At 63.0% G+C, this 20,076-nt stretch carries 19 protein-coding genes, 1 tRNA gene and 1 pseudogene; 13 read left to right on the top strand and 8 right to left on the bottom strand.

The window, feature by feature from the left end; all coding sequences use genetic code 11:
- The first annotated feature begins 96 nt into the window (after nt 1–96).
- The 9 genes from thrS (at nt 97) to RT551_RS06925 (ending at nt 7,790) form a co-directional block, all read left to right on the top strand.
- Entirely contained in the window at nt 97–2,001 is a 1,905-nt protein-coding gene (thrS, locus tag RT551_RS06965; protein ID WP_313456835.1) for a threonine--tRNA ligase, read from the top strand.
- Nucleotides 2,002–2,049: 48 nt separating this feature from the next.
- Nucleotides 2,050–2,589, top strand: a complete 540-nt coding sequence (gene infC, locus RT551_RS06960; protein WP_282296230.1) for a translation initiation factor IF-3 — start codon at nt 2,050–2,052, stop codon at nt 2,587–2,589.
- Between the two features lie 217 nt (nt 2,590–2,806).
- Nucleotides 2,807–3,004: a 50S ribosomal protein L35 gene (rpmI, locus tag RT551_RS06955; RefSeq protein WP_024868243.1), complete on the top strand. Its 198-nt coding sequence runs from the start codon at nt 2,807–2,809 to the stop codon at nt 3,002–3,004.
- Between the two features lie 10 nt (nt 3,005–3,014).
- Nucleotides 3,015–3,374, top strand: a complete 360-nt coding sequence (gene rplT / locus RT551_RS06950) for a 50S ribosomal protein L20 (protein ID WP_003484828.1) — start codon at nt 3,015–3,017, stop codon at nt 3,372–3,374.
- Nucleotides 3,375–3,528: 154 nt separating this feature from the next.
- Nucleotides 3,529–4,524: a phenylalanine--tRNA ligase subunit alpha gene (pheS, locus tag RT551_RS06945; RefSeq protein ID WP_313456831.1), complete on the top strand. Its 996-nt coding sequence runs from the start codon at nt 3,529–3,531 to the stop codon at nt 4,522–4,524.
- A gap of 77 nt (nt 4,525–4,601) precedes the next feature.
- On the top strand, nt 4,602–6,983 hold the full coding sequence (gene pheT, locus RT551_RS06940) for a phenylalanine--tRNA ligase subunit beta (protein ID WP_313456829.1): 2,382 nt from the start codon (nt 4,602–4,604) through the stop codon (nt 6,981–6,983).
- Between the two features lie 26 nt (nt 6,984–7,009).
- Nucleotides 7,010–7,309: an integration host factor subunit alpha gene (locus RT551_RS06935; RefSeq protein ID WP_005410432.1), complete on the top strand. Its 300-nt coding sequence runs from the start codon at nt 7,010–7,012 to the stop codon at nt 7,307–7,309.
- Nucleotides 7,290–7,646 (top strand): MerR family transcriptional regulator, encoded by a 357-nt coding sequence (locus RT551_RS06930; RefSeq protein WP_125361692.1) that lies wholly within the window; start codon nt 7,290–7,292, stop codon nt 7,644–7,646. The genes RT551_RS06935 and RT551_RS06930 overlap by 20 nt, the downstream gene beginning before the upstream one ends.
- Before the next feature lie 67 nt (nt 7,647–7,713).
- Nucleotides 7,714–7,790: transfer RNA gene (locus RT551_RS06925), tRNA-Pro, on the top strand.
- A 223-nt stretch (nt 7,791–8,013) separates the two neighbouring features.
- Here RT551_RS06925 and RT551_RS06920 read toward each other — a convergent pair.
- The 8 genes and pseudogenes from RT551_RS06920 to RT551_RS06885 all read right to left on the bottom strand — a co-directional run bounded on the left by RT551_RS06920 (nt 8,014) and on the right by RT551_RS06885 (nt 15,895).
- Nucleotides 8,014–9,169 (bottom strand): annotated as a pseudogene (locus tag RT551_RS06920) (IS3 family transposase).
- A gap of 143 nt (nt 9,170–9,312) precedes the next feature.
- Nucleotides 9,313–10,410, bottom strand: coding sequence for a tyrosine-type recombinase/integrase (locus RT551_RS06915; RefSeq protein WP_313456827.1), 1,098 nt, complete (start codon nt 10,408–10,410; stop codon nt 9,313–9,315).
- Nucleotides 10,411–10,601: 191 nt separating this feature from the next.
- Complete coding sequence (locus RT551_RS06910) at nt 10,602–13,277, bottom strand: hypothetical protein (protein ID WP_313456826.1); 2,676 nt, start codon at nt 13,275–13,277, stop codon at nt 10,602–10,604.
- Between the two features lie 122 nt (nt 13,278–13,399).
- Nucleotides 13,400–13,705, bottom strand: coding sequence for a hypothetical protein (locus RT551_RS06905; RefSeq protein ID WP_282296223.1), 306 nt, complete (start codon nt 13,703–13,705; stop codon nt 13,400–13,402).
- Nucleotides 13,702–13,998, bottom strand: coding sequence for a hypothetical protein (locus tag RT551_RS06900; RefSeq protein ID WP_313456825.1), 297 nt, complete (start codon nt 13,996–13,998; stop codon nt 13,702–13,704). The genes RT551_RS06905 and RT551_RS06900 overlap by 4 nt, the downstream gene beginning before the upstream one ends.
- A gap of 431 nt (nt 13,999–14,429) precedes the next feature.
- Nucleotides 14,430–14,660 carry a hypothetical protein gene (locus RT551_RS06895; RefSeq protein WP_313456823.1) on the bottom strand — a complete coding sequence of 77 codons (231 nt, stop codon included), beginning with the start codon at nt 14,658–14,660 and terminating at the stop codon, nt 14,430–14,432.
- Nucleotides 14,657–15,049: a hypothetical protein gene (locus RT551_RS06890; protein ID WP_313456820.1), complete on the bottom strand. Its 393-nt coding sequence runs from the start codon at nt 15,047–15,049 to the stop codon at nt 14,657–14,659. The genes RT551_RS06895 and RT551_RS06890 overlap by 4 nt, the downstream gene beginning before the upstream one ends.
- A 141-nt stretch (nt 15,050–15,190) precedes the next feature.
- Nucleotides 15,191–15,895: a helix-turn-helix transcriptional regulator gene (locus RT551_RS06885; protein WP_313456818.1), complete on the bottom strand. Its 705-nt coding sequence runs from the start codon at nt 15,893–15,895 to the stop codon at nt 15,191–15,193.
- Between the two features lie 72 nt (nt 15,896–15,967).
- On the opposite strand from RT551_RS06885, the gene RT551_RS06880 reads away from it, so the two are divergent.
- The 4 genes from RT551_RS06880 to RT551_RS06865 all read left to right on the top strand — a co-directional run bounded on the left by RT551_RS06880 (nt 15,968) and on the right by RT551_RS06865 (nt 19,999).
- Entirely contained in the window at nt 15,968–16,408 is a 441-nt protein-coding gene (locus tag RT551_RS06880) for a hypothetical protein (RefSeq protein ID WP_313456816.1), read from the top strand.
- Between the two features lie 238 nt (nt 16,409–16,646).
- Nucleotides 16,647–17,174 (top strand): hypothetical protein, encoded by a 528-nt coding sequence (locus RT551_RS06875; protein WP_313456814.1) that lies wholly within the window; start codon nt 16,647–16,649, stop codon nt 17,172–17,174.
- Nucleotide 17,175: 1 nt separating this feature from the next.
- Nucleotides 17,176–17,406, top strand: a complete 231-nt coding sequence (locus RT551_RS06870; protein WP_313456812.1) for a hypothetical protein — start codon at nt 17,176–17,178, stop codon at nt 17,404–17,406.
- A 181-nt stretch (nt 17,407–17,587) separates the two neighbouring features.
- On the top strand, nt 17,588–19,999 hold the full coding sequence (locus RT551_RS06865) for a DUF5906 domain-containing protein (RefSeq protein ID WP_313456810.1): 2,412 nt from the start codon (nt 17,588–17,590) through the stop codon (nt 19,997–19,999).
- Nucleotides 20,000–20,076: the final 77 nt, after the last annotated feature.

The raw sequence follows: 20,076 nt of genomic DNA, 5'->3' as shown, positions 1-20,076 counted from the left end.
CATGAGCACTACCACCGCCCACTGCTGACGTCCCCCGACGGCCCCTTGCCCAGGCGCCTTCGTGGCGCTTTTCTTTTATCTACGTATCCCAAAGACATGATCGCGATCACGCTTCCCGACGGCAGCCGCCGTGAATTCGAACACCCCGTCAGCGTCATGGACGTGGCCCAGTCCATCGGTGCCGGCCTGGCCAAGGCCACCATCGCCGGTTCCGTCGATGGCGTGCTGGTCGATGCCAGTGACGTCATCGACCGCGATGCCAGCCTGCGCATCATCACCGCCAAGGACGAGGAGGGCGTGGAGATCATCCGCCACTCCTGTGCCCACCTGGTCGGCCATGCGGTCAAGCAGCTGTACCCGGATGTGAAGATGGTCATCGGCCCGGTCATCGCCGAAGGCTTCTATTACGACATCTACTCCGAGCGTCCGTTCACCCCGGACGACATGGCCGCCATTGAAACGCGCATGGGCGAGCTGATCGCGCAGGACTACGACGTCATCAAGAAGATGACCCCGCGCGCGGAAGTGATCGAGATCTTCAAGGCCCGTGGCGAGGACTACAAGCTGCGCCTGATCGAGGACATGTCCGACGACATCCAGGCCATGGGCATGTACTACCACCAGGAATACGTGGACATGTGCCGCGGCCCGCACGTGCCCAACACGCGCTTCCTGAAGGCGTTCAAGCTGACCCGCATTTCCGGTGCCTACTGGCGCGGCGACGCGCAGAACGAGCAGCTGCAGCGCATCTACGGCACCGCCTGGGCCGACAAGAAGCAGCTTGAGGCCTACATCAAGCGCATCGAAGAAGCCGAAATGCGCGACCACCGCCGCATCGGCAAGCAGCAGGACCTGTTCCACCTGCAGGAAGAGGCCCCGGGCCTGGTGTTCTGGCACCCGAAGGGCTGGGCGCTGTGGCAGGTGGTCGAGCAGTACATGCGCAAGGTGTACCGCAACAGCGGCTACGGCGAAGTGCGCTGCCCGCAGATCCTGGACGTGTCGCTGTGGCAGAAGTCCGGCCACTGGGACAACTACAAGGAGAACATGTTCTTCACCGAATCGGAGAAGCGCACCTACGCGGTCAAGCCGATGAACTGCCCAGGCCACGTCCAGGTGTTCAACCAGGGCCTGCACAGCTACCGCGACCTGCCGATCCGCTACGGTGAGTTCGGTTCCTGCCACCGCAACGAGCCGTCCGGCGCGCTGCACGGCATCCTGCGCGTGCGTGGTTTCACCCAGGACGACGGCCACGTGTTCTGCACCGAGTCGCAGATCGAATCGGAAGTGACCGCGTTCCACCAGCAGGCACTGGCGGTGTACAAGCACTTCGGCTTCGACGAGATCCAGATCAAGATCGCGCTGCGCCCGGAATCGCGCCTGGGCGACGACGCCACCTGGGACAAGGCCGAAGGCGCGCTGCGCTCGGCGCTGGCCAGCTGTGGCGTGGAATGGCAGGAGCTGCCGGGCGAGGGTGCCTTCTACGGCCCGAAGATCGAGTACCACCTGAAGGACGCCATTGGCCGTACCTGGCAGCTGGGCACCATGCAGGTCGACTTCATGATGCCGGGCCGCCTGGGCGCGGAGTACGTGGACGAAAACAGCCAGAAAAAGCACCCGGTCATGCTGCACCGGGCCATCGTCGGCTCGATGGAGCGCTTCATCGGCATCCTGATCGAGCACCACGCCGGCCAGTTCCCGGCCTGGCTGGCCCCGACCCAGGTGGTGGTGGCCAATATCACCGACGCTCAGGCTGAATACGTAAGTGATGTGAGGAAAACCCTTGCGGATCAAGGCTTCCGCGTGAACGCCGATTTGCGCAACGAGAAGATCGGCTATAAGATTCGCGAGCATACGCTGCAGCGGGTCCCGTACCTGCTGGTGGTGGGCGACCGGGAGAAGGAAAACGGCGCCGTGGCCGTGCGTACGCGCTCCGGCGAGGATCTGGGCAGCATGTCCGTCCAGGCCTTCATCGAGCGGTTGCAGGCAGAACAGTCTGTATAAACAAGTCCCGGCCCTATGGACGCCGTGTCCAGGGCCGGTTTGATTCCTCTGGGAGATTGCAATATCAGTACCCCTGACAACAAACAGAACCGCCGTAACCAGGAAATCCGAGTGCCGCGCGTCCGCGTGATCGGCAGCGACGGAGAGATGGTGGGCGTGTTGTCGCGCGACGAAGCGCTGTCCATGGCCGAAGAAGAAGGCCTGGACCTGGTCGAAATCCAGCCGCAGGCCGATCCGCCGGTCTGCAAGATCATGGACTTCGGCAAGTTCAAGTTCGAAGCGCAGAAGAAGGCCAACGAGGCCAAGAAGAAGACCAAGCAGGTCGAAATCAAGGAAGTGAAGTTCCGACCGGTCACCGACGAAGGCGATTACCAGATCAAGCTGCGCAAGATGCGCGGGTTCCTGGAAGAAGGTGACAAGATCAAGGTCAACATCCGCTTCCGTGGCCGTGAAATGAGCCATCAGGAACTGGGTCGCGAAATGGCCAACCGGATCGAAGCCGATCTGGGCGAGGACATCGTGATCGAGTCCCGTCCGCGCCTGGAAGGGCGTCAGATGGTCATGATGATCGCGCCGAAAAAGAAATAACCGGATGAACGGGGGCGGCACGCCCCCAATCCCACCCAAATCAACCATTTGCATCCCTCCCCAGGGTCGTGCATAATGGGCGGCCCCGTATTGCGGGGTGAAGGACCCGCCGGGTTCCCATCGGGGAATCTGGCTTAAAAGCAGGCAAGGGCACGGACGGAAAGCGTGGCACAGCCACCGCCCTGGTCAGTAAAAAAACATCATCAAGGACATAGCAATGCCCAAGATCAAGACCAACCGGGCGGCGGCCAAGCGTTTCCGCAAGACCGCCTCCGGCAAGTTCAAGGCTGGCCACGCCAACCGCAGCCACATCCTCACCAAGAAAGCGACCAAGCGGAAGCGTAACCTGCGTCAGACGAACCACGTCCGCGCAGAAGACGCAGGCCGTTTGACCCGTATGCTTCCCTACCTCTGAGGACTGAACCATGGCTCGAGTAAAGCGTGGTGTACAGGCACGTCGCCGCCACAAGAAAATCCTGACCCTTGCCAAGGGTTACTACAACGCACGCCGCAAGGTCTTCCGCGTTGCCAAGCAGGCCGTCATCAAGGCACAGCAGTACGCCTACATCGGCCGTAAGCAGAAGAAGCGCAACTTCCGTTCGCTGTGGATCACCCGTATCAATGCGGCTGCCCGCATCAACGGCCTGAGCTACAGCCGCTTCATGAACGGCCTGCTGAAGGCTGGCATCACCCTGGACCGTAAGGTTCTGGCTGACATCGCCGTGCACGACGCTGCCGGTTTTGCGGCACTGGCTGAAAAGGCCAAGGGCGCACTGGCGGCATAAGTCCATTCCCCTGCCGTTGCCGTTCACGCGCAACGGCTGTGGGTAAGGCAATGCATGGGGAAGGGCGCAAGTCCTTCCCCATTCTTTTTTGTGGCGACGGGAGTCGGCCCGGCGTCCATCGCGAAGATCGACCGACGCGAGGTCCCGTTTATCCATGAGTGACATCCAATCCCTCACCACCCAGGCGCTGGCCGACGTGGCCGCCGCGCAGAGTCCCGACGCGCTGGAAGGCCTGCGCGTGGCGCTGCTGGGCAAGAATGGCAGCATCACCTCGCAGCTCAAGCAGCTCGGTGGCCTGCCGGCGGACCAGCGCAAGGCCGCTGGCGAAGCCATCAACCTCGCCCGTGACGCCGTCAGTGCCGCGCTGGGCGAGCGCAAGGCCGTGCTGGACAACGCCGCGCTTGACGCGCGTCTGGCCGCTGAAGCGATCGACATCACCCTGCCGGGCCGTCGTGGCGACCGCGGTGGCCTGCACCCGGTCACCCGCACTCTGGAGCGCATCACCGAAATCTTCGGCCGCCTCGGCTATGAGCTGAGCGAAGGCCCGGAAATCGAAGACGACTGGCACAACTTCGAAGCGCTGAACTTCCCGCCGCACCACCCGGCGCGTGCCATGCACGACACCTTCTACTTCGGCGACGGCCGCCTGCTGCGCACGCATACCTCCGGTGTGCAGGTGCGCTACATGGGCGACCACGCGCCGCCGCTGCGCATGATCGCCGCCGGCAAGGTCTACCGCAGCGACAGCGACCAGACCCATTCGCCGATGTTCCATCAGGTCGAAGGGCTGCTGGTGGACGAACATTCCACCTTCGCCGACCTCAAGGGCACCTTGTCCGAGTTTGTGCGTGCTTTCTTCGAGCGCGATTTCGAAATGCGTTTCCGCCCCAGCTACTTCCCGTTCGTGGAGCCGGGTGCGGAAGTGGACATCGCCTGGCAGCAGCCGGATGGCAGCACCCGCTGGCTGGAAGTGCTCGGCTGCGGCATGGTCCACCCGAACGTGCTGCGCAACGTCGGCATCGATCCGGAGCGCTACACCGGCTTCGCTTTCGGCCTGGGCGTGGAGCGTTTTGCCATGCTGCGCTACGGCGTGAATGACCTGCGCGCGTTCTTCGAGAACGACGTGCGTTTCCTCAAGCAGTTTGCGTAGAGCCGGGCCATGCCCGGCTGGAATGCGACAAAGACCATCAAAGCCAACGGCGCATGCGCCGGCTTACAAGGTGAACCATGAAATTCTCTGAAAACTGGCTGCGCAGCCACGTTCCCACCACGGTCTCGCGCGATGAACTGAGCGCGGTGCTGACCGCCATCGGCCTGGAAGTCGAAGAGGTCACCGACCTCGGGGCGAAGCTCGACCACGTGGTCGTGGCGCGCATCGTCTCGGCTGAGCGCCACCCCGAAGCCGACCGCCTGCAGATCTGCCAGGTCGATGCAGGGCAGGGCGAGCACCTGCAGATCGTCTGCGGCGCGCCGAATGCGCGCGCCGGGCTCGTTGCTCCGCTGGCGATGATCGGCGCGAAGTTCGGTGACTTCCTGATCAAGGCCGCCAAGCTGCGCGGCGTCGACTCCAACGGCATGCTGTGCTCGGCCAAGGAACTGGGCCTGGACAGCGACGCCTCGGGCCTGTTCGAACTGCCCGGTGACGCGCCGGTCGGCCAGTCGCTGGTCGAATACCTCGGCCTGCCCGACGCCAGCATCGAGATCAAGCTCACCCCGAACCGCGCCGACTGCTTCAGCGTGCGCGGCATCGCCTTCGACGTGGCCGCCGCGTGCGCCAGCGAAGTGGTGCCGTTCAATGCTGCGCCGGTCGCTGCCGTGGGCAACCGCGAACTGCAGATCGCGCTTAACGCCGGTGCCGAAGCGCCGCGCTACCTGGGCCGCGTGATCGAAGGCGTCAATCCGCGCGCCGCCACCCCGCTGTGGATGGCCGAGCGCTTGCGCCGCAGCGGCGTGCGTCCGGTGTCGCTGCTGGTCGACATCACCCAGTATGTGATGCTCGAACTGGGCCAGCCCATGCATGCCTACGACCTCGGCACCCTGCAGGGCAGCATCGGCGTGCGCCGCTCGCGTGCCGGCGAGCAGCTCAAGCTGCTGGACGGTCGCGACGCCGCGCTGGATGACAGCTTCCTGGTCATCACCGACGCCGACCGCCCGGTCGGTCTGGCCGGCCTGATGGGCGGTTGGGACACCCGCGTCACCGACGACACCACCGCTGTGTTCCTGGAAGCCGCGCACTTCGCCCCGGCCGCCATCATGGGCCGCGGCCGCAAGCTCGGCCTGCACACCGACGCCGGCCACCGCTTCGAACGTGGCGTCGACCCGGCGCTGCCGCGCACCGCCATCGAGTACGCCACCCGCCTGGTGCTGGACCTGGCCGGCGGAACCCCGGCCCCGGTCACCGAAGCGGTGAACGCCGCCGACCTGCCCGTGGCCGCCGTCATCACCCTGCGTCGCGCCCGTATCCAGCGTGTGCTGGGCATCCAGATTGCCGATGCCAACGTCGAGCGCATCCTGCGCGCACTGGGCATGGACGTGGCCGCCGCCGGTGAAGGCTGGCAGGTCACCGCGCCGAGCCGCCGTTTCGACATTGCCATCGAAGAAGACCTGATCGAAGAGCTGGCCCGCATTCACGGCTACGAGCAGATTCCGACCACGCTGCCCGGCGGTGCCGCGCGCGTGGCCATGCCCAGCGAAACCCGCCTGGACGAGCTCAGCACGCGTCGCCAGCTGGTCGCCCGCGACCTGCAGGAAACCATCAACTACGCCTTCGTCGACGCCGCCCTGCTGGGCAGCTGGCAGCTGGACCAGAACGTGGTAGCCCTGGCCAACCCGCTCTCGGCCGAGCTGGCGGTGATGCGTCCGGCGCTGCTGCCGGGCCTGGTGGCCACCCTGGGCCGCAATGCCGCCCGCCAGCAGGGCCGCGTGCGCCTGTTCGAACTGGGCCGGGTGTTCCACCCGCAGGCCGGCGACGACCGCCCGGCTCCCATCGAAACCACCCGCGTGGCCGTGGCCGTGTGCGGCGAGGCTGATCCCCAGCAGTGGGGCCTGGCCACCCGCAAGGTCGACTTCCATGACCTCAAGGGCGACCTGGAGTCGCTGGCCGCCGCCTCCGGTGCCGTGCTGACCTTCGTGCCCTCGACCCGTCCGTACGGCCACCCGGTCCGCTCGGCCGAGGTCCTGCGCGACGGCCAGACCATCGGCTGGATCGGCCAGATCCACCCGCGCCTGGCCCAGGCCATGGACATCGACGTCGACGTGTACGCCTTCGAGCTGGACCTGGCCCCGCTGGCTGCCCGTGAGCTGCCGCGTGCCAGCGAGCTGTCCCGGTTCCCCTCGGTGCGCCGCGACCTGGCCTTCCTGGTCCCGGAAGGGGCCGCCTGGGCCGACCTGGAGGCCACTCTGCGCCGTGCCGCCGGCCCGATGCTGCGTCAGGTGACCCTGTTTGACCGCTATGTGGGGCAGGGCGTCGAGCCCGGTTTCAAGAGTCTCGCTATGGGCTTGATTTTGCAGGACAAGTCGCGCACTCTGACGGACCGCGACGTGGACGCGGTGGTCACCGAGGCGGTGGCTGCCATGGAGCGTGAACACCACGCCCGGATCCGCGGATGAGCGGGAAGCATGGGGGGTAGCAGGCAATGGCATTGACCAAGGCGGAGATGGCCGAAAAGCTGTTCGACGAAGTCGGTCTGAACAAGCGCGAGGCCAAGGAATTTGTCGACGCGTTTTTCGATGTGCTGCGTGAAGCATTGGAACAGGGACGTCAGGTGAAGCTTTCCGGCTTCGGCAATTTCGACCTGCGGCGCAAGAACCAGCGCCCGGGCCGCAACCCGAAAACCGGGGAGGAGATTCCGATTTCCGCCCGTACGGTGGTCACCTTCCGTCCGGGCCAGAAGCTCAAGGAGCGGGTGGAGGCATATGCTGGATCCGGGCAGTAACCGCGAACTTCCGCCGATACCGGCCAAGCGCTACTTCACCATTGGTGAGGTAAGCGAGCTGTGCGACGTCAAACCGCACGTGCTGCGCTACTGGGAAACCGAGTTTCCCAGCCTGGAGCCGGCCAAGCGCCGCGGCAACCGTCGCTACTACCAGCGCCATGACGTGCTGATGGTGCGGCAGATCCGCGGCCTGCTGTACGAACAGGGCTACACCATCGGCGGTGCGCGCCTGCGCCTGGAAGGGGCGGGTGCCCGCGAAGAGTCGGCGCTGAGCAACCAGATCATCAAGCAGACCCGCATGGAACTGGAAGAAGTGCTGCAGCTGCTGCGGCGCTGATCCATTTTCTTCACAAAACGGGTATACTCGTCGGCCCGCTGCAAGGCGGGGACAACACCAGCATCATCGGGGCGTAGCGCAGCCTGGTAGCGCATCTGCCTGGGGGGCAGAGGGTCGTCGGTTCAAATCCGGCCGTCCCGACCATGCTGGTAAAGAAATCAAAGGCTTACGCAGGGATGCGTGAGCCTTTTTTCTTTATCACCCTATTCTCACCCTATTACCACCCTATAGAAGTACATCGGGGAGCTCTAGGACTGCCAGCTGCGCTCCCGTCTATGGCTTCCAAGACGTTTTGAAGCCCAGGGTGGCCATCATCTGGAAAGGAGTGCAGAACTTTACTCCGACCGAGGTACAAGCGTCCGGGGTTCTACCCCGATATCACGGACGGTTCTAAAAGAGCTGCAACTTTCTGATCCTGCTTGGCGACCCTTCTGCGCATCCTCGGGTTGTGGCGTCGCTCGATGAAGTCAAACACATCCGCTCGTGCCGCATCCAGTGTGCAGTAGCTCGTTCGATAGATCCGCTCACGCTTGAGCAGCCCGAAAAAGCCTTCGCAGGCTGCGTTGTCACCGCAATGCCCCACCACGCTCATTGAGCAGATCAGGCTGTTGGCGGCCAGATATCCCTGGTAGTCACCGCTGCGGAACTGGCTGCCACGGTCCGAATGCAGAATCACCGCACAACTTCCTTGCCGCTGCCACACCGCCATCTGCACCGCTCGGACCACCATCTGACGGTCCTGCCGATCGTGCATTGACCACCCCACAACGCGTTGGTCGTAAAGGTCCAGCACGATGCACAGATACAGCTTGCCCTGCTGGGTTTTGATCTCGGTGATATCTGTCACCCACTTGGTCTCCGGCTCCAGCGCGACGAAATCGCGTTCGAGCAGGTTGACCACGCCCGGTGGCGTCACGGCCGGACTGCCACGCTGCCCCCGGCGTTTGCGCCGAGGCCAACCCTGCAGGCCGTCGGCCGCCATCAGGCGTGCTACCCGGTTCAGGCTGGCAGTCTCGCCCTCCTCAGCCAGGTCTTCGCGCATGCGGCCAGCTCGGAGCGTACCCCGGCTGTCCTCATGAAGCTCACGCATTCGTACTACCAGGCGCTCATTGTCGAGCTGCCGGGCGCTGGCAGGACGCTTGCTCCACCCGTAATAACCGCTGACCGAAACCTTCAGGCAACGGCACATCAGACGAATCGGAAACTCATCGCGGCAACGTTCGATCACTTGATACCTCAGGATGATCCCTTTGCAAAGAACGTCGCCGCTTCTCGCAAAAAATCCCGTTCCTTCTTTACCCGCGCCAGCTCGCGCTTGAGGCGGGCCAGTTCCTCATCCCTGGGTGTCCCGGTGCCGCCGAAGGCGGTAGCTCCCGGGCTCGTGCCTCACGCTTCCAGCGGGTCAGCAGGGTGTCGCGAATCCCCAGCTCCCGGGCCACCTGGGCGCAGCTGACGCCGGGCTGGCTGGCCTGCTCAACCGCGCCACGCTTGAACTCGGCACTGAACTTCCTACGCTTTGACATGAACACTCCTCATGGCCTGGATCGGCCTTCTCGTAAGTGTCCGTGAAAACGGGGGTGAACCCGTGTGGTTGACAGCGCTTTAGTGGTCTCGGTAATCGCGCCGCGTCCTAATTGGCGCGATTTTGGAGTTGCCTCCGGACGCTCTATCGCAGCAGCACAGCGCCTGGCTCCACGCTGTGCCATGGCGCATCGTGCCCCTCCAGGTAGTGCTCCGTCATGCTTGCAGAGGTGTGGCCCATAAGGCGCTGGACCTGCTCGATCTGCCAGCCAGCCTCGGTAAGTAGCGCGCCGCCCAAGCTACGAATCTCGTGAAAGCTGGGAGGGTTATCCCCGGTGATTCCAGCCGCCTCTCTAGCGTCTTGAAACGCCCTAGTAAGTTGCTCTGGCATGACCTGGGTGTGGTGCTGGCGAGCGGAGGCCCGCATGTTTGAGGGCCTTGCCTTCTCCGGTAGCCGGTGGATGATGTAGGGCGAGAGGACACTATCGCGGGCCTGCGCCAGCAGGGCTCCCAGCTGATCCCCAATGCGTATCTTCAGCTTCACCAAGCTGCTTCCTTCGGTCTTCTGCGGGATGACCCACAACGCACCATCACGCATGTCGGTGAACTTCAGTGACACTACGTCGTCGCGCCGGAGGAGGGTGACTAGCGAAATGTCCATTGCCAGGCGCAGCCAAGGATCAGCCTTGTCCCAGACGGCGGCGTACATCTCTTTGGTAAGACGGGCTCGCTTGCGCTCATGCTGGAACCTACGAGTTGCCAGCACAGGATTGGAGTCGATCCAGCCTTCCTGTACCGCGCAGGCCATAATCCAGCCCAGCACCAGGCGGAACTGTTGCCTAGCGCGGTCCGACACGGTCACTGCACGAATGAACTCCGCGCAATCCTTCACCGTGACCTCCTCGACCGGCCGGCTTCCTATCCCGGCATTAATGCGCCGGATGACGCTTTCGTACACCTCAGCGGTCTTGGGTGCCCAATCACGAGCAGGGATGTCGTCGCGACGGAACACCTCGATTGCATCGGCGACGGTCTCGCGTGAGCCGACTACCCGTCCGACCAAGTCGTTGCCGGGAATCAGCACGGCGTTGAGCTTCTTCGCCGCAGCGAATGCCTTCGCCTTGTCGCGGCCCATGAACGTCTCGCGGCGAGTGACCGGGTGGCGGTACTTGAAGCCGTCCCGGTTCGGGTAAAGGTTGTCGGGCCACCCTTGGCGGCAAGCGCTACGCTTTCGTGGTGTCATTTCTTATCCTGCTTCCAATACTCGGGCAACGAGCTCGTCGCCGTCGGCCAGCCAGGCGTGCGCGTCAATGAACCACGTCCCGCCCACCTTCTTTCCAGGGATCTTCCCGTCCCTCAGCCATCGGTGCAGCTGCTGGATGCTTGGCTGGCTCGTCTGGTCAAAGTAGGTCTCCAGCCACCGTTGGGGGGTCATCAGATGCATAGTGCCGCTTCCCCGGACGTCCTAATGCCGTGCAATTTTTTGCTGATTTCGGCCGAATCTGTGGCGGAATTGCCCGGCCTCCGGTGCCAGCCCGGGCCAACCCAAAGTTGACATCTGGCCTGGCCTCCTTTCCTGTTGACCGTAGGCCGGTTTGCCTCGATGATCTTGGGTGCAAGGGGGAGGGTGATATGGCTCAAGAATTGAAGTTTGATTCTCTGGTAACGACTTGCTACGGCCACAACATTTATGTTGAAGCCTGCCAGCCGGAAGGTGGTAAAGCTGTCGTGTGTTACGTGGAAGTTGGGGAACTTCCCGTGGTTGACCAGCCCCGGTGTGGGCAGCACGAGAATTTGGTGGATGCGCTCGATGCTGGTCTGCGTTGGGCGATTGCTCGTCTCACCAAACTGCGAGTCGGCGAGGCGAGCTAGCAAGGGGCGTGAGAATGCGTGAGTGACGGTGTGGCGACGTATTGGCACTATCGAAGGTAAAGAAACTGAGTCTGTGGAATGCCCTTCAGGACAGAATTGAACTCCTACGGAATAGTTGTATCGGCAGTCCATTACGGTTGGTATTGGCGGGGCGTCGCGCATATTTTTCGGTCGGACAGTACGCACGTGCGAACCCTTGAAGCGACCGCACGGAGCAAGAGCATGGTTGAGGCCGAAGGAGAGGCCGAGCGGCTCGGAGGCTCCTACGTCAGCTCCCTGATAGGTGGCGCGACCAGCACCTGACAATTGGTCATGCGGCGCGCCAGGCAATTGCACGCCGTTTGTGTCGCGATCACCAGTGACCCTTGACGCCACCGGCGCATCGTCGCAGCGGCGTTGCAGGAGCGGCCTGTAGAAGCGCTCAGACCCGATTGACCCATCCACCGCCCGTGGGCAGATTGGGATCGGAAGAACACCCTCTTGAGCAGTTTCGTTTCCGGGAGCAGACTCCGCTGGTAGGCAGCGGCGGAGCGACGTATGGGTCTGCGAAGAGTCACGCTTTCCATTGGTCGGTACTCCTACACGTGTGAGCTTGTACGAGAGAGCGACACGAGTTGGAAGCTTCAGAAGGTCCAGGTCCACAATGTAGGAGTTGTCGGGCATATCGATTTCCATGCCGGCTCTTGCCTTGAGGCCCTTCAACAAGGGGAGGTTATTGCCAATGACATCATTGCGTCCGCCGGGGCGAAGTCGCCCGATCCAAAGCTGAATGGTTAAGATTTGGCCGGTTCTGCAGGGATACTGACACCGCTGCACCGCATTGACAGCATGCTGCGCGAGGAACACGATCCTGGGTGTGCGCCCTATGGGATTCGTGGGATGGGCGGGCGTTTCATACAAAAGGAATACATAGATTGCTCGTTGTTTGGCATCGCTTTCTCGGTGGAAGCGTGGCAGCCGAATGGAGAGCGTGCTTTCGTGCACGCCATCGAGATCGACGGACGGCCAGCTATCGAAGTCTCGGACCTGCCGGATGCGTCTACCCTGCAGCAAGCCTTGGATATCGGTGTGGGTTTCGCGGTAGAGCAGATCGACAGCTAGCAAGCGCGGACGCTGCAGTTCGTGAGAGAACGTTGCAGATGGTGTTGGCGAGGTGGCGATTTTCCTGGCGGTGCGCAGTGGCAACCAGCCAACTGCACAACTGCTCTCTTCAAGCTGCGTGCTGAGCCGAGGATGCGCAAAATGCGCATGATGCATAGGGATGTTGAATTGCACCTGGTCGTTGATCCGGTGGCTAGCGGCTTTCTGGCCACCGTGGTTCTGAAGTGGCCCGGTGGAACTGAGGGAAAAACGCAAGTTAAGGAGTTCGGACCTTTCGAAAGCATCATCCAAGCCATCACCGAAGGCGCACGCGAGGCGCGCGCCTGGGCTGACACGCTGCTGGATTCCGGTATCGCGCCTTGACGCGGTCTTGCGGCCTTGCAGCCACAATGCGCTCATAGCAGAATCGAATTGAGTGCAGTCGGAGTGCGAAAGATGGCAGTAGCAGTTGCTCCAGAATCGTTTCACAGCGTCGACTTGTCTGTAGATGGGAGGGCATACACGGTTCACTTGTGGCGCGGCGGTGCTCATCAGTGGCGCGTGCTGTCTGTTGATGTAGAGGGGATCGCAAGATCTGAGCGGCCCATGCCCGATGAGACTTCCTGCCAAGCCGCATTGGAGTCTGCCGAGCAGCTGGCGCGGGATTTGATAGAAAGCAGGGTTGCTCTGGCAGAAGTACGTCCCGGGCGCGTAGTTCGTTTTCGTTGAAGTGCACGGGTCCATCCGTCCTATGCTGAACGCGTTAGGGAAGGTGGCGGTGGTGGTAGGCAACTTGAAACGATCCACTTGGAAGGTGATTTCGCGAGCCATCAGGCTGCTCGATGTGCGGCCTTGGACGCCGCGAGAGAAATTGCCAGCCAACTGGACCCCGATGACTCCCTGGCAAGGCGGGCCATCGGCCGTTGAGGACGAACCCCGCACCTCCGGTGGCGTCATCAAACAACGTAGTGCAGATGCGACTTCCCGCTGAATGCATTCATCTGTAAAGTATGGCTGCCCATTCAGACAGCCTTTTCGATGCCTGCGGATTCCTCGCGCAAAACTCTCCGTGGCCTCATCAATGGGCATACGTTCGTTGTTACCGTGACCGAAATCGGCGAGGGGCTCTTTGACTACGCCCTCCAGGTGGATGGGCATGCCGTTTCCACCCCGAAGGTGAGCGTGATCACTAGCAAGGGTGATGGCTTTCAGCTCGGTGTGAGCGCAGCCGAACGACATATTGAGGGGCTTCCGCGTAAGCCCTGACGACGTGCAGCGCGTCATGCCGCCTTCCTCGCCGTGGCGTCCGGTGTAACCCGCACGCGCACGCCGTTCCTATCCAGCCAACGGCGGATGGTGTGCAGTGATGCGTTCGAGACGGCGAAGTTGTGGCCGCCCACGTTCAGCGTTCTGCGACCGACCTTGGCAGTGAGACGGGCCGACGCTGCAACTTCCGCCGGTGAGCTGCTATACGGGCTCGCGTACAGCCCCGCCCACAACCAGCCTGCACAGATCATCAGGACCAGAGTGGTTCCGTGGGAACCGGTGGCGAATGTCTTCTCGATTGGCAGTGCAGACGGATTCATGCCAGGCCCGCCTTGCTCAGCCCCTGTGCGACCAATGCATCCGCCTCAGCTTCGCCTCGGGCAGTGAGGGTGGCTTTTCCGGGGCAGTCCGGGTCGTCGAAATCAAGAAGCGCACGCTCGTAGAGCCAGTTCATCACGCGGCGGCTGAAGATGCGCGATGGCTGTTTGGCGGAGCAGAATCCGCCGCGCGTTCGCTTGAGGGTGCTGTTGCTGGAGCCACGGGCAACGATCAACGCTGCGCGTTCCATAGGCTTTAGTTCTGCGGCCATAATGTTCTCCACGTCAGGCAGCATTCTGAGAAGGCATCCGTGCCAGGACGCTTGCGCGAGCCCGAGCGAGGTGGGAAATGGCAATGAGCTCATCCCGCAGGCTCGGGTCGGTCCACCGCAGCTCGGCAATCGCGAGAGAAGCGCTTGGGACAGTGGCCAGCTGGCACTGGTGGCACTCGAAGTGAATCAGCGGCGGGCACGGTGCTCCGAGCTGGTGCCCTAGGGGAGCGCCAGTGGTTGTCACGATCTGCGGCCGATGCCCGGGGCGGCAGAGCGGAATGTCGGGCGGGGTAGGGCGGGCGGTCTGCATGGCAATCACCTGTTGGCCGGCACGGAAGCGACAAGCGCCTTGGTTTGGCGGGCTTCGTACGCCTGATGGATCTCTGTGATCCGGAGAGGGACTACGACGGCGGCTACAAGCGCCAGCACTGCCCACGCGGTTCGCATGCGGGCCTTCATGGCGCACTTCCTTCGCGCTGTTGCGCCTGGTACCTGAGCACCCCCAGGTCGTGCAGTTGTGCTGTCAGTAGCTCCTGCATCCACGAGCTTTTGGCAATGGACGCCGCGCAGAGCTCGCCCCACACCAGGATGATGTGGCGCTCGAGCTCGTCCAAGTTCGGGCAGAAAGTGTTGGGGTAGGGCAGATGCGTCTGGCTGCTGTCATCGAATGCCTGCGCCATGTTCATGCCCCCACCAGGTCGGCATTGCCCAGCTGCAGCATCGGTGAACGCAAATGCGCCCTGAGTGTGTCGCCTTGCAAAGCCAAGGCTGCGTCGGAGCCCTCAATGGAGAGCTGGGTCCACGTTTCGACGGGCAGCTTAAGGATTGCTTCCCCGCCAACGGACAGGACAACCGCGCCTCCGCTGGTGTCAGCCGCTGCGGCGACGGTTGCGCCTTCCGAGGAGTTGATCGAGACGGCTGCAGAGATAAGCCCACGCGCCAGCGCGAAGGCTTCCTGCGCGGAAAGGGACAGCAGGCCTTCGCCAGGCGTGCCGATTCGGACTACGACGGTGCCGTTGCTCGGGCGGGCGTCTGCCACCGGAACGCCAACAGCGCTGATGGTGAGATAAGCCATGAGTCTCCGTGCCCCGGCCCGGATGGGCGGTTACTGGGGCGACGAGGAGAGATTAGGAGTGGCTAATCTCCGTGTCAATAGGAGAGGCTAATATCTTTATTGAGAGAAGCTGGCGCTGTATGTTGTATCGGGGCTGTGGGGCTAGAACCGGCGGAGGCCAGCGTGCATCAGCGCCTTGCCCAGGATCGCCACTTCGCCTTCATCAGCGCGATAGGTTGGGAAGTCAGGGTTGATGCTGACTACGTACATGCCGTCGCCGCGCTTCTGCAGCATTTTGATCTGCGTCTCGCCGCCGATGTTGATCAGGTAGTAGTCGTCGCCGTCGAAGAAGTCGCAGGTGACATCGATCCAGACAATGTCACCGTCTTCGAGCTTGGGGCGCATGGACGGGCCGCGTCCGGTTATGAGTTGGATACGACCAGGTGCCGGCAGGTAGCCGAGCTTCTTGCGCACTTCCCATTCCGCGATCTCGATGGTGCGGACTACCTCTGGGAAGTCCTGATTCACCAACCCAACCCCCATTCCCGCACCCCCTTCGAACAATTCGAAGCGAACATAGCCGGGCGGGGTCTCAGTCTCTAAGATTGGTGAGATTGCGAAAGCTGCCGGGCTATCGTCCACGCGCCCGGCCGGCACCATTGCTCCCTTGCCGGTAGCCAGCCAACCTTCGTCTACGTCTAGGGCCTTGGCTGCAGCGAGCAGGTTCTCCCCTCGGAGGTACTTAGCCTTGCCGCTGAACCATCCGTTGATGCTGGGCGCGCTAATTCCGACTCGCCGCGCGAGCTCGGCCTTAGTGATCCCTGCGCGGGCGATGGCGGTGGTCAGGCGGTCGGCGAGTGTATTCATTAGGCAAGGCTAACTGTCATTGAGTTAGGACTGGCTATTGACTCAGTTATTAGCGAGTCCTAATCTAGCCGCATGGACAAGCCAACCGACTCAGAGATCATCGACCGCCTGGGTGGCACCACCGAGGTGGCCCGCATCTGCCAGATCAAACCGCCCTCCGTGAGCGAGTGGCGATCGACAGGCATCCCGCCGGCGCGCCGCCAGTATCTCGAACTGCTTCGCCCGGACGCTTTCGGGGTCGAATCGGGCGAAGCCCGGCAGGCCATCGGCGCGCTGGTCGATAGCCGCATGAGTAAGCGCGCGCTGCGCGCCCGTCTGGGCCTGAGCAGCGATGCACACCTGGCAAAGGTGTTGGGTCTCCCAACTGAAGATGTCGCGGCTTGGCCGGAAGAGAGCAGCGTGCCGGCGGTGCCGCAGGTGCTCAATCTGTTGGGCACCAGCGGACTGACCCGTGCGCCCGATCAACCTTCGGATCCAGATGCGGATCGTATTGTCGGGGTGGATGCGGCATGACCGTCGCTCCTTATCAGCTTCAGCTTCGAGCTCCGCGTTCCGCGCTGTGTCGGAGACAGAAGCGGAGTGAAGAGCACCGCCTCCACGCCTCCTATCCCGTTCGTCGCGCAATAGGCGCAGATGGCGGTAAATCGCATCTGTCGCTCGAATCCAATCAGTTCGCTCATGCTTCCAATCGTGCAGCGAGATGGGGCGCGAGAGGAACGATGAAACTCTGCGTCTCTCAGGGGATAGCCGTATGACCTGTGCCCGCTCGGACATCTACTGGCGCGATGCGGCCTACAACGCCGTCTCCCGCATGCCCGGCAGCGTCAACGCTGCTGCCGCCTATCTCACCAAGCGTCGGGGTGCCGCCATCAAGGGTGAGTCCCTGCGCAAGAAGCTGCGCGGCCTGGAGGGCGAATCGCTCTCCATGGAGATGATGGAGATGCTCACCGACTGGATGGTGGAGCAGGCGGCGGGCACGTCCGTGGCCACCGACTGGATTCTGTCCCTAGCCGCCCAGTTCAACCTGACCATCGACCACGTGCCAGTGGCACCGGATGCCGTGGCCGATGAGATCGCCGCCATTCGCGACAAGCTGCTGCACGTCTCCAAGTTCTGCGGACAGCTATCCGCCGTAGCCCTCGACGTACTGCAGGACGACAAGGTCACCCTGGAAGAAGCCGACCGCATGCTCGATGCCCTGCAGGATCTGCGTTCCATGTGTCACCGCATCGAGCGCAACCTGCGCCGGGCTTTGAAGAAGAGCAGGGCGCGGGTATGACATGGTCACCTATCGCGCGCCCCGGGCACCACGTGCACACGGCAAGCGCATCGTCAGCGCAGCGGCGCGTCGTGAGATGGAACGGATCGAGCAGCTGCTGTCCGGGTCTGAGCCTGGGCCAGTCGGTGATGCCGCGCTGGCCGAACGTGAGCGCACGTGGGCGGCGCTGGAATCTGTGGAGCAGAGGCAATGTTCCCTACAGCTTGAGGTCTGCCGCGATGGCGAGCCCTGATCGCGCCCCTTCCCCCCGGGGAGCAATGGAAACGCGGTCGCGTCGATTCAGTTCGGTCGCGCCTTCGAAGCTGAACGTCGAACCTGAACGAGCGCCGGTCGATGGGTCCTCCTGGGTCATGCGTTTTGCGGGTGATCAAGCGCGCACTGCTCGGGTACACAGCGGGTCTGGAACTTACTGAATGTCTGCGAATTACAATGATGTGCTCGGCCAGCTCACCGCTGCCGGCCTTATCCTCGACACCTTGGACGCCAGCGGGCGCATGGTGCGATGCCGGGTCGAAGGGTCACGCGAGCGCCGCGGCTGGTACGTGCTGCATGAACTCAACACCAGCAGCGGCGACACGCTGATCGTCGGCACCTTCGGCGTCTGGCACGGCAACGACAACGGCGCGCAGAAGGTCGAACTGCACAAGCGTGACAGCGCTTTCAGCCAGGAGCAGCGCGAGGCGCTCAAGCGTCGGCTGGCCGAGGACCGCCGCAGGGCAGAAGCGGCGCGGCTGGAGCAGAACAGACGCGCGGCAGCGCGGGCGGCAGCCGCTTGGAACAGAGCACTGCCCGAGGGCGAGGCCGAATATCTCATCGACAAAGCGGTGCAGGCATTCGGGCTGCGCTACGGGCGCAGCGGTGTGGCCCTGGTGCCGTTGCTGGATCCCAACGGTTCCGTGCACGGCCTGCAGGTGCTGCGCAGTGCCAAACAGGCCAAGGCCAGCAACAAGCCGGCCAAAGAGTTCTGGCCGCCTGGCCTTGCCAAGAAGGGCCACTTCCACCTGATTGGCGGCACGCCGCAATGGATACTGCTGGTGGCCGAAGGATATGCCACGGCCTCGACGCTGCACATGGCCACCGGCTACCCGGTCGCGGTTGCCTTCGATGCCGGCAACCTGATGCCGGTGGCCGCATCCTTGGCAAAGCGCTATCGCAGCGTCAAGGTGCTGGTCTGCGGCGATGATGACGTGCTGCAGAAGTGCCGGCGCTGCAAGTCGCGCCTGGTGTTGGCCGAGGCACCGGAAATCTGCCCGACTTGCGGCGAATCGCACGGCGCATCGAACGCCGGTTTGCTCGGCGCGGAAGCGGCTGCGATGGACGTGGGCGGCGCGGTGTTGTTGCCCAGCTTCGCGGACGACGAAGACCGGCGCGAGCGCTTCATCGATACCGGCCGCAAGATCAGCGACTTCAACGACCTGCACGTGCTCGAAGGACTGCACGTTGTGCGCAGCCAAGTCGAGGCCCGCATCACGGAGCTTTCGTGGCGTCCCCGTAGCGAAATTCGCGAGCCGTCGGCCACCACCACCGGGGGCGCGGGGCAGGCCAAGCTCAAACCCATCGATTCCCTGGACGAACTGCTGGAGCGCTTCGCACTGGTTTACGGGCAGGGCGGCACGGTGTTCGACCATAAAGAGCACATGCTGATCGCCTTAGCCGACATGGGCCATGCCTGCGTGCGTCGCGAGCTGCACCGGGCGTGGATGGAGCACCCGGGCAGATCCATCGTGCGGGTGCGTGAGGTCGACTTCGACCCATCCGGCACGAAGGAGGGCGTCACGTGCAACCTGTTCGCCGGCTGGCCGACGACACCCAAGGCCGGCGAATGCTCCAAACTGCTGCACGTGCTCTGGCACATGTGCGGGAACGAGTCCAATCAGAAAGCCCTGTACGACTGGGTGCTCAAATGGCTGGCGTACCCGCTGCAGCATCCCGGGGCCAAGATGAAGAGCACCATCGTCATCCACGGTCCGCAGGGCACCGGCAAGAACATGTTCTTTGACGAGTATATGAAGCTTTTCGGTGACTACGGCCGGGTACTTGATCAGGCCGCGCTGGAAGACAAGTTCAACGACTGGGCCAGCCGCAAGCTGTTCCTGCTGGCCGACGAAGTGGTGGCCCGCACCGAGGTTTACCACCTCAAGAACAAGCTCAAGGCGCTGATTACCGGCGACCGCATCCGCATCAACCCCAAGAACATCCAGGCCTACGAGGAGGACAACCACGCCAACCTGGTGTTCCTGTCAAACGAGGCCATGCCGGTCGTGCTCGAAGAGGATGATCGTCGGCACGCGGTGATCTGGACGCCGGACAAGCTGACGCAGGCGTTCTACGAAGAGGCGCTGGAGGAGATCCACAGTGGCGGCACTGCCGCCTTGCACGACTACCTGCTGCGGCTGGACCTGACCGGGTTCACCAACGGCACCAATCCGCCCATGACCGACGCCAAGCGCGAGCTGATCGGTCTGAGCCAAGACAGCCCACAGCGGTTCTTGGATGAGCTGTATGGCAACGACATACCCGGGGTGAAGCCCCGCCCGGCGCTGTCGAAGGAGTGGTATGAGCTTTACAAGGTCTGGTGCAACAAGGAGGGGGTGCGGCCTGCGCCCAACCCCAAGTTCGTCAATGCCCTGGTGCGCAAGCGACAGATCCTCCACCCGGATCGTGCGCGCAAGCGCTACACGGTGGGCCAGAACACCCTCGGCCCGCACGGGTTCTTGATGCTGGGACCGACCAAGCCGGAGGACGACCGCAGCGAACAGGCCTTCCTGGGCGATGAACTGGTTGCGTTCCGCAATGCCTTCAACGATTACCGGGGGCGTGCATGAGTCGCTCGCCTATGGACGTGCGGGACGTGCGGGACGATGTGCGGGCATCTGTGCGGGCATTTGCCCTAGTGGCAGTA

The sequence above is a fragment of the Stenotrophomonas sp. genome, from assembly GCF_032103445.1.
GTDB lineage: Bacteria > Pseudomonadota > Gammaproteobacteria > Xanthomonadales > Xanthomonadaceae > Stenotrophomonas.
This window is presented reverse-complemented; position numbering and strand designations above follow the sequence as displayed.

What these genes read in the sequence shown, in the direction of transcription:
- RT551_RS06935 (WP_005410432.1), top strand. Translation starts at nt 7,010, where the DNA reads ATGGCATTGACCAAGGCGGAGATGGCCGAAAAGCTGTTCGACGAAGTC.
- rpmI (WP_024868243.1), top strand. Translation starts at nt 2,807, where the DNA reads ATGCCCAAGATCAAGACCAACCGGGCGGCGGCCAAGCGTTTCCGCAAG.
- RT551_RS06865 (WP_313456810.1), top strand. Translation starts at nt 17,588, where the DNA reads ATGTCTGCGAATTACAATGATGTGCTCGGCCAGCTCACCGCTGCCGGC.
- RT551_RS06930 (WP_125361692.1), top strand. Translation starts at nt 7,290, where the DNA reads ATGCTGGATCCGGGCAGTAACCGCGAACTTCCGCCGATACCGGCCAAG.
- RT551_RS06900 (WP_313456825.1), bottom strand. Translation starts at nt 13,998, where the DNA reads ATGCTGCCTGACGTGGAGAACATTATGGCCGCAGAACTAAAGCCTATG.
- rplT (WP_003484828.1), top strand. Translation starts at nt 3,015, where the DNA reads ATGGCTCGAGTAAAGCGTGGTGTACAGGCACGTCGCCGCCACAAGAAA.
- RT551_RS06895 (WP_313456823.1), bottom strand. Translation starts at nt 14,660, where the DNA reads ATGAACATGGCGCAGGCATTCGATGACAGCAGCCAGACGCATCTGCCC.
- pheS (WP_313456831.1), top strand. Translation starts at nt 3,529, where the DNA reads ATGAGTGACATCCAATCCCTCACCACCCAGGCGCTGGCCGACGTGGCC.
- RT551_RS06875 (WP_313456814.1), top strand. Translation starts at nt 16,647, where the DNA reads ATGACCTGTGCCCGCTCGGACATCTACTGGCGCGATGCGGCCTACAAC.
- RT551_RS06885 (WP_313456818.1), bottom strand. Translation starts at nt 15,895, where the DNA reads ATGAATACACTCGCCGACCGCCTGACCACCGCCATCGCCCGCGCAGGG.
- RT551_RS06915 (WP_313456827.1), bottom strand. Translation starts at nt 10,410, where the DNA reads ATGACACCACGAAAGCGTAGCGCTTGCCGCCAAGGGTGGCCCGACAAC.
- RT551_RS06870 (WP_313456812.1), top strand. Translation starts at nt 17,176, where the DNA reads ATGGTCACCTATCGCGCGCCCCGGGCACCACGTGCACACGGCAAGCGC.
- pheT (WP_313456829.1), top strand. Translation starts at nt 4,602, where the DNA reads ATGAAATTCTCTGAAAACTGGCTGCGCAGCCACGTTCCCACCACGGTC.
- thrS (WP_313456835.1), top strand. Translation starts at nt 97, where the DNA reads ATGATCGCGATCACGCTTCCCGACGGCAGCCGCCGTGAATTCGAACAC.
- RT551_RS06880 (WP_313456816.1), top strand. Translation starts at nt 15,968, where the DNA reads ATGGACAAGCCAACCGACTCAGAGATCATCGACCGCCTGGGTGGCACC.
- RT551_RS06905 (WP_282296223.1), bottom strand. Translation starts at nt 13,705, where the DNA reads ATGAATCCGTCTGCACTGCCAATCGAGAAGACATTCGCCACCGGTTCC.
- RT551_RS06910 (WP_313456826.1), bottom strand. Translation starts at nt 13,277, where the DNA reads ATGCCCATCCACCTGGAGGGCGTAGTCAAAGAGCCCCTCGCCGATTTC.
- RT551_RS06890 (WP_313456820.1), bottom strand. Translation starts at nt 15,049, where the DNA reads ATGGCTTATCTCACCATCAGCGCTGTTGGCGTTCCGGTGGCAGACGCC.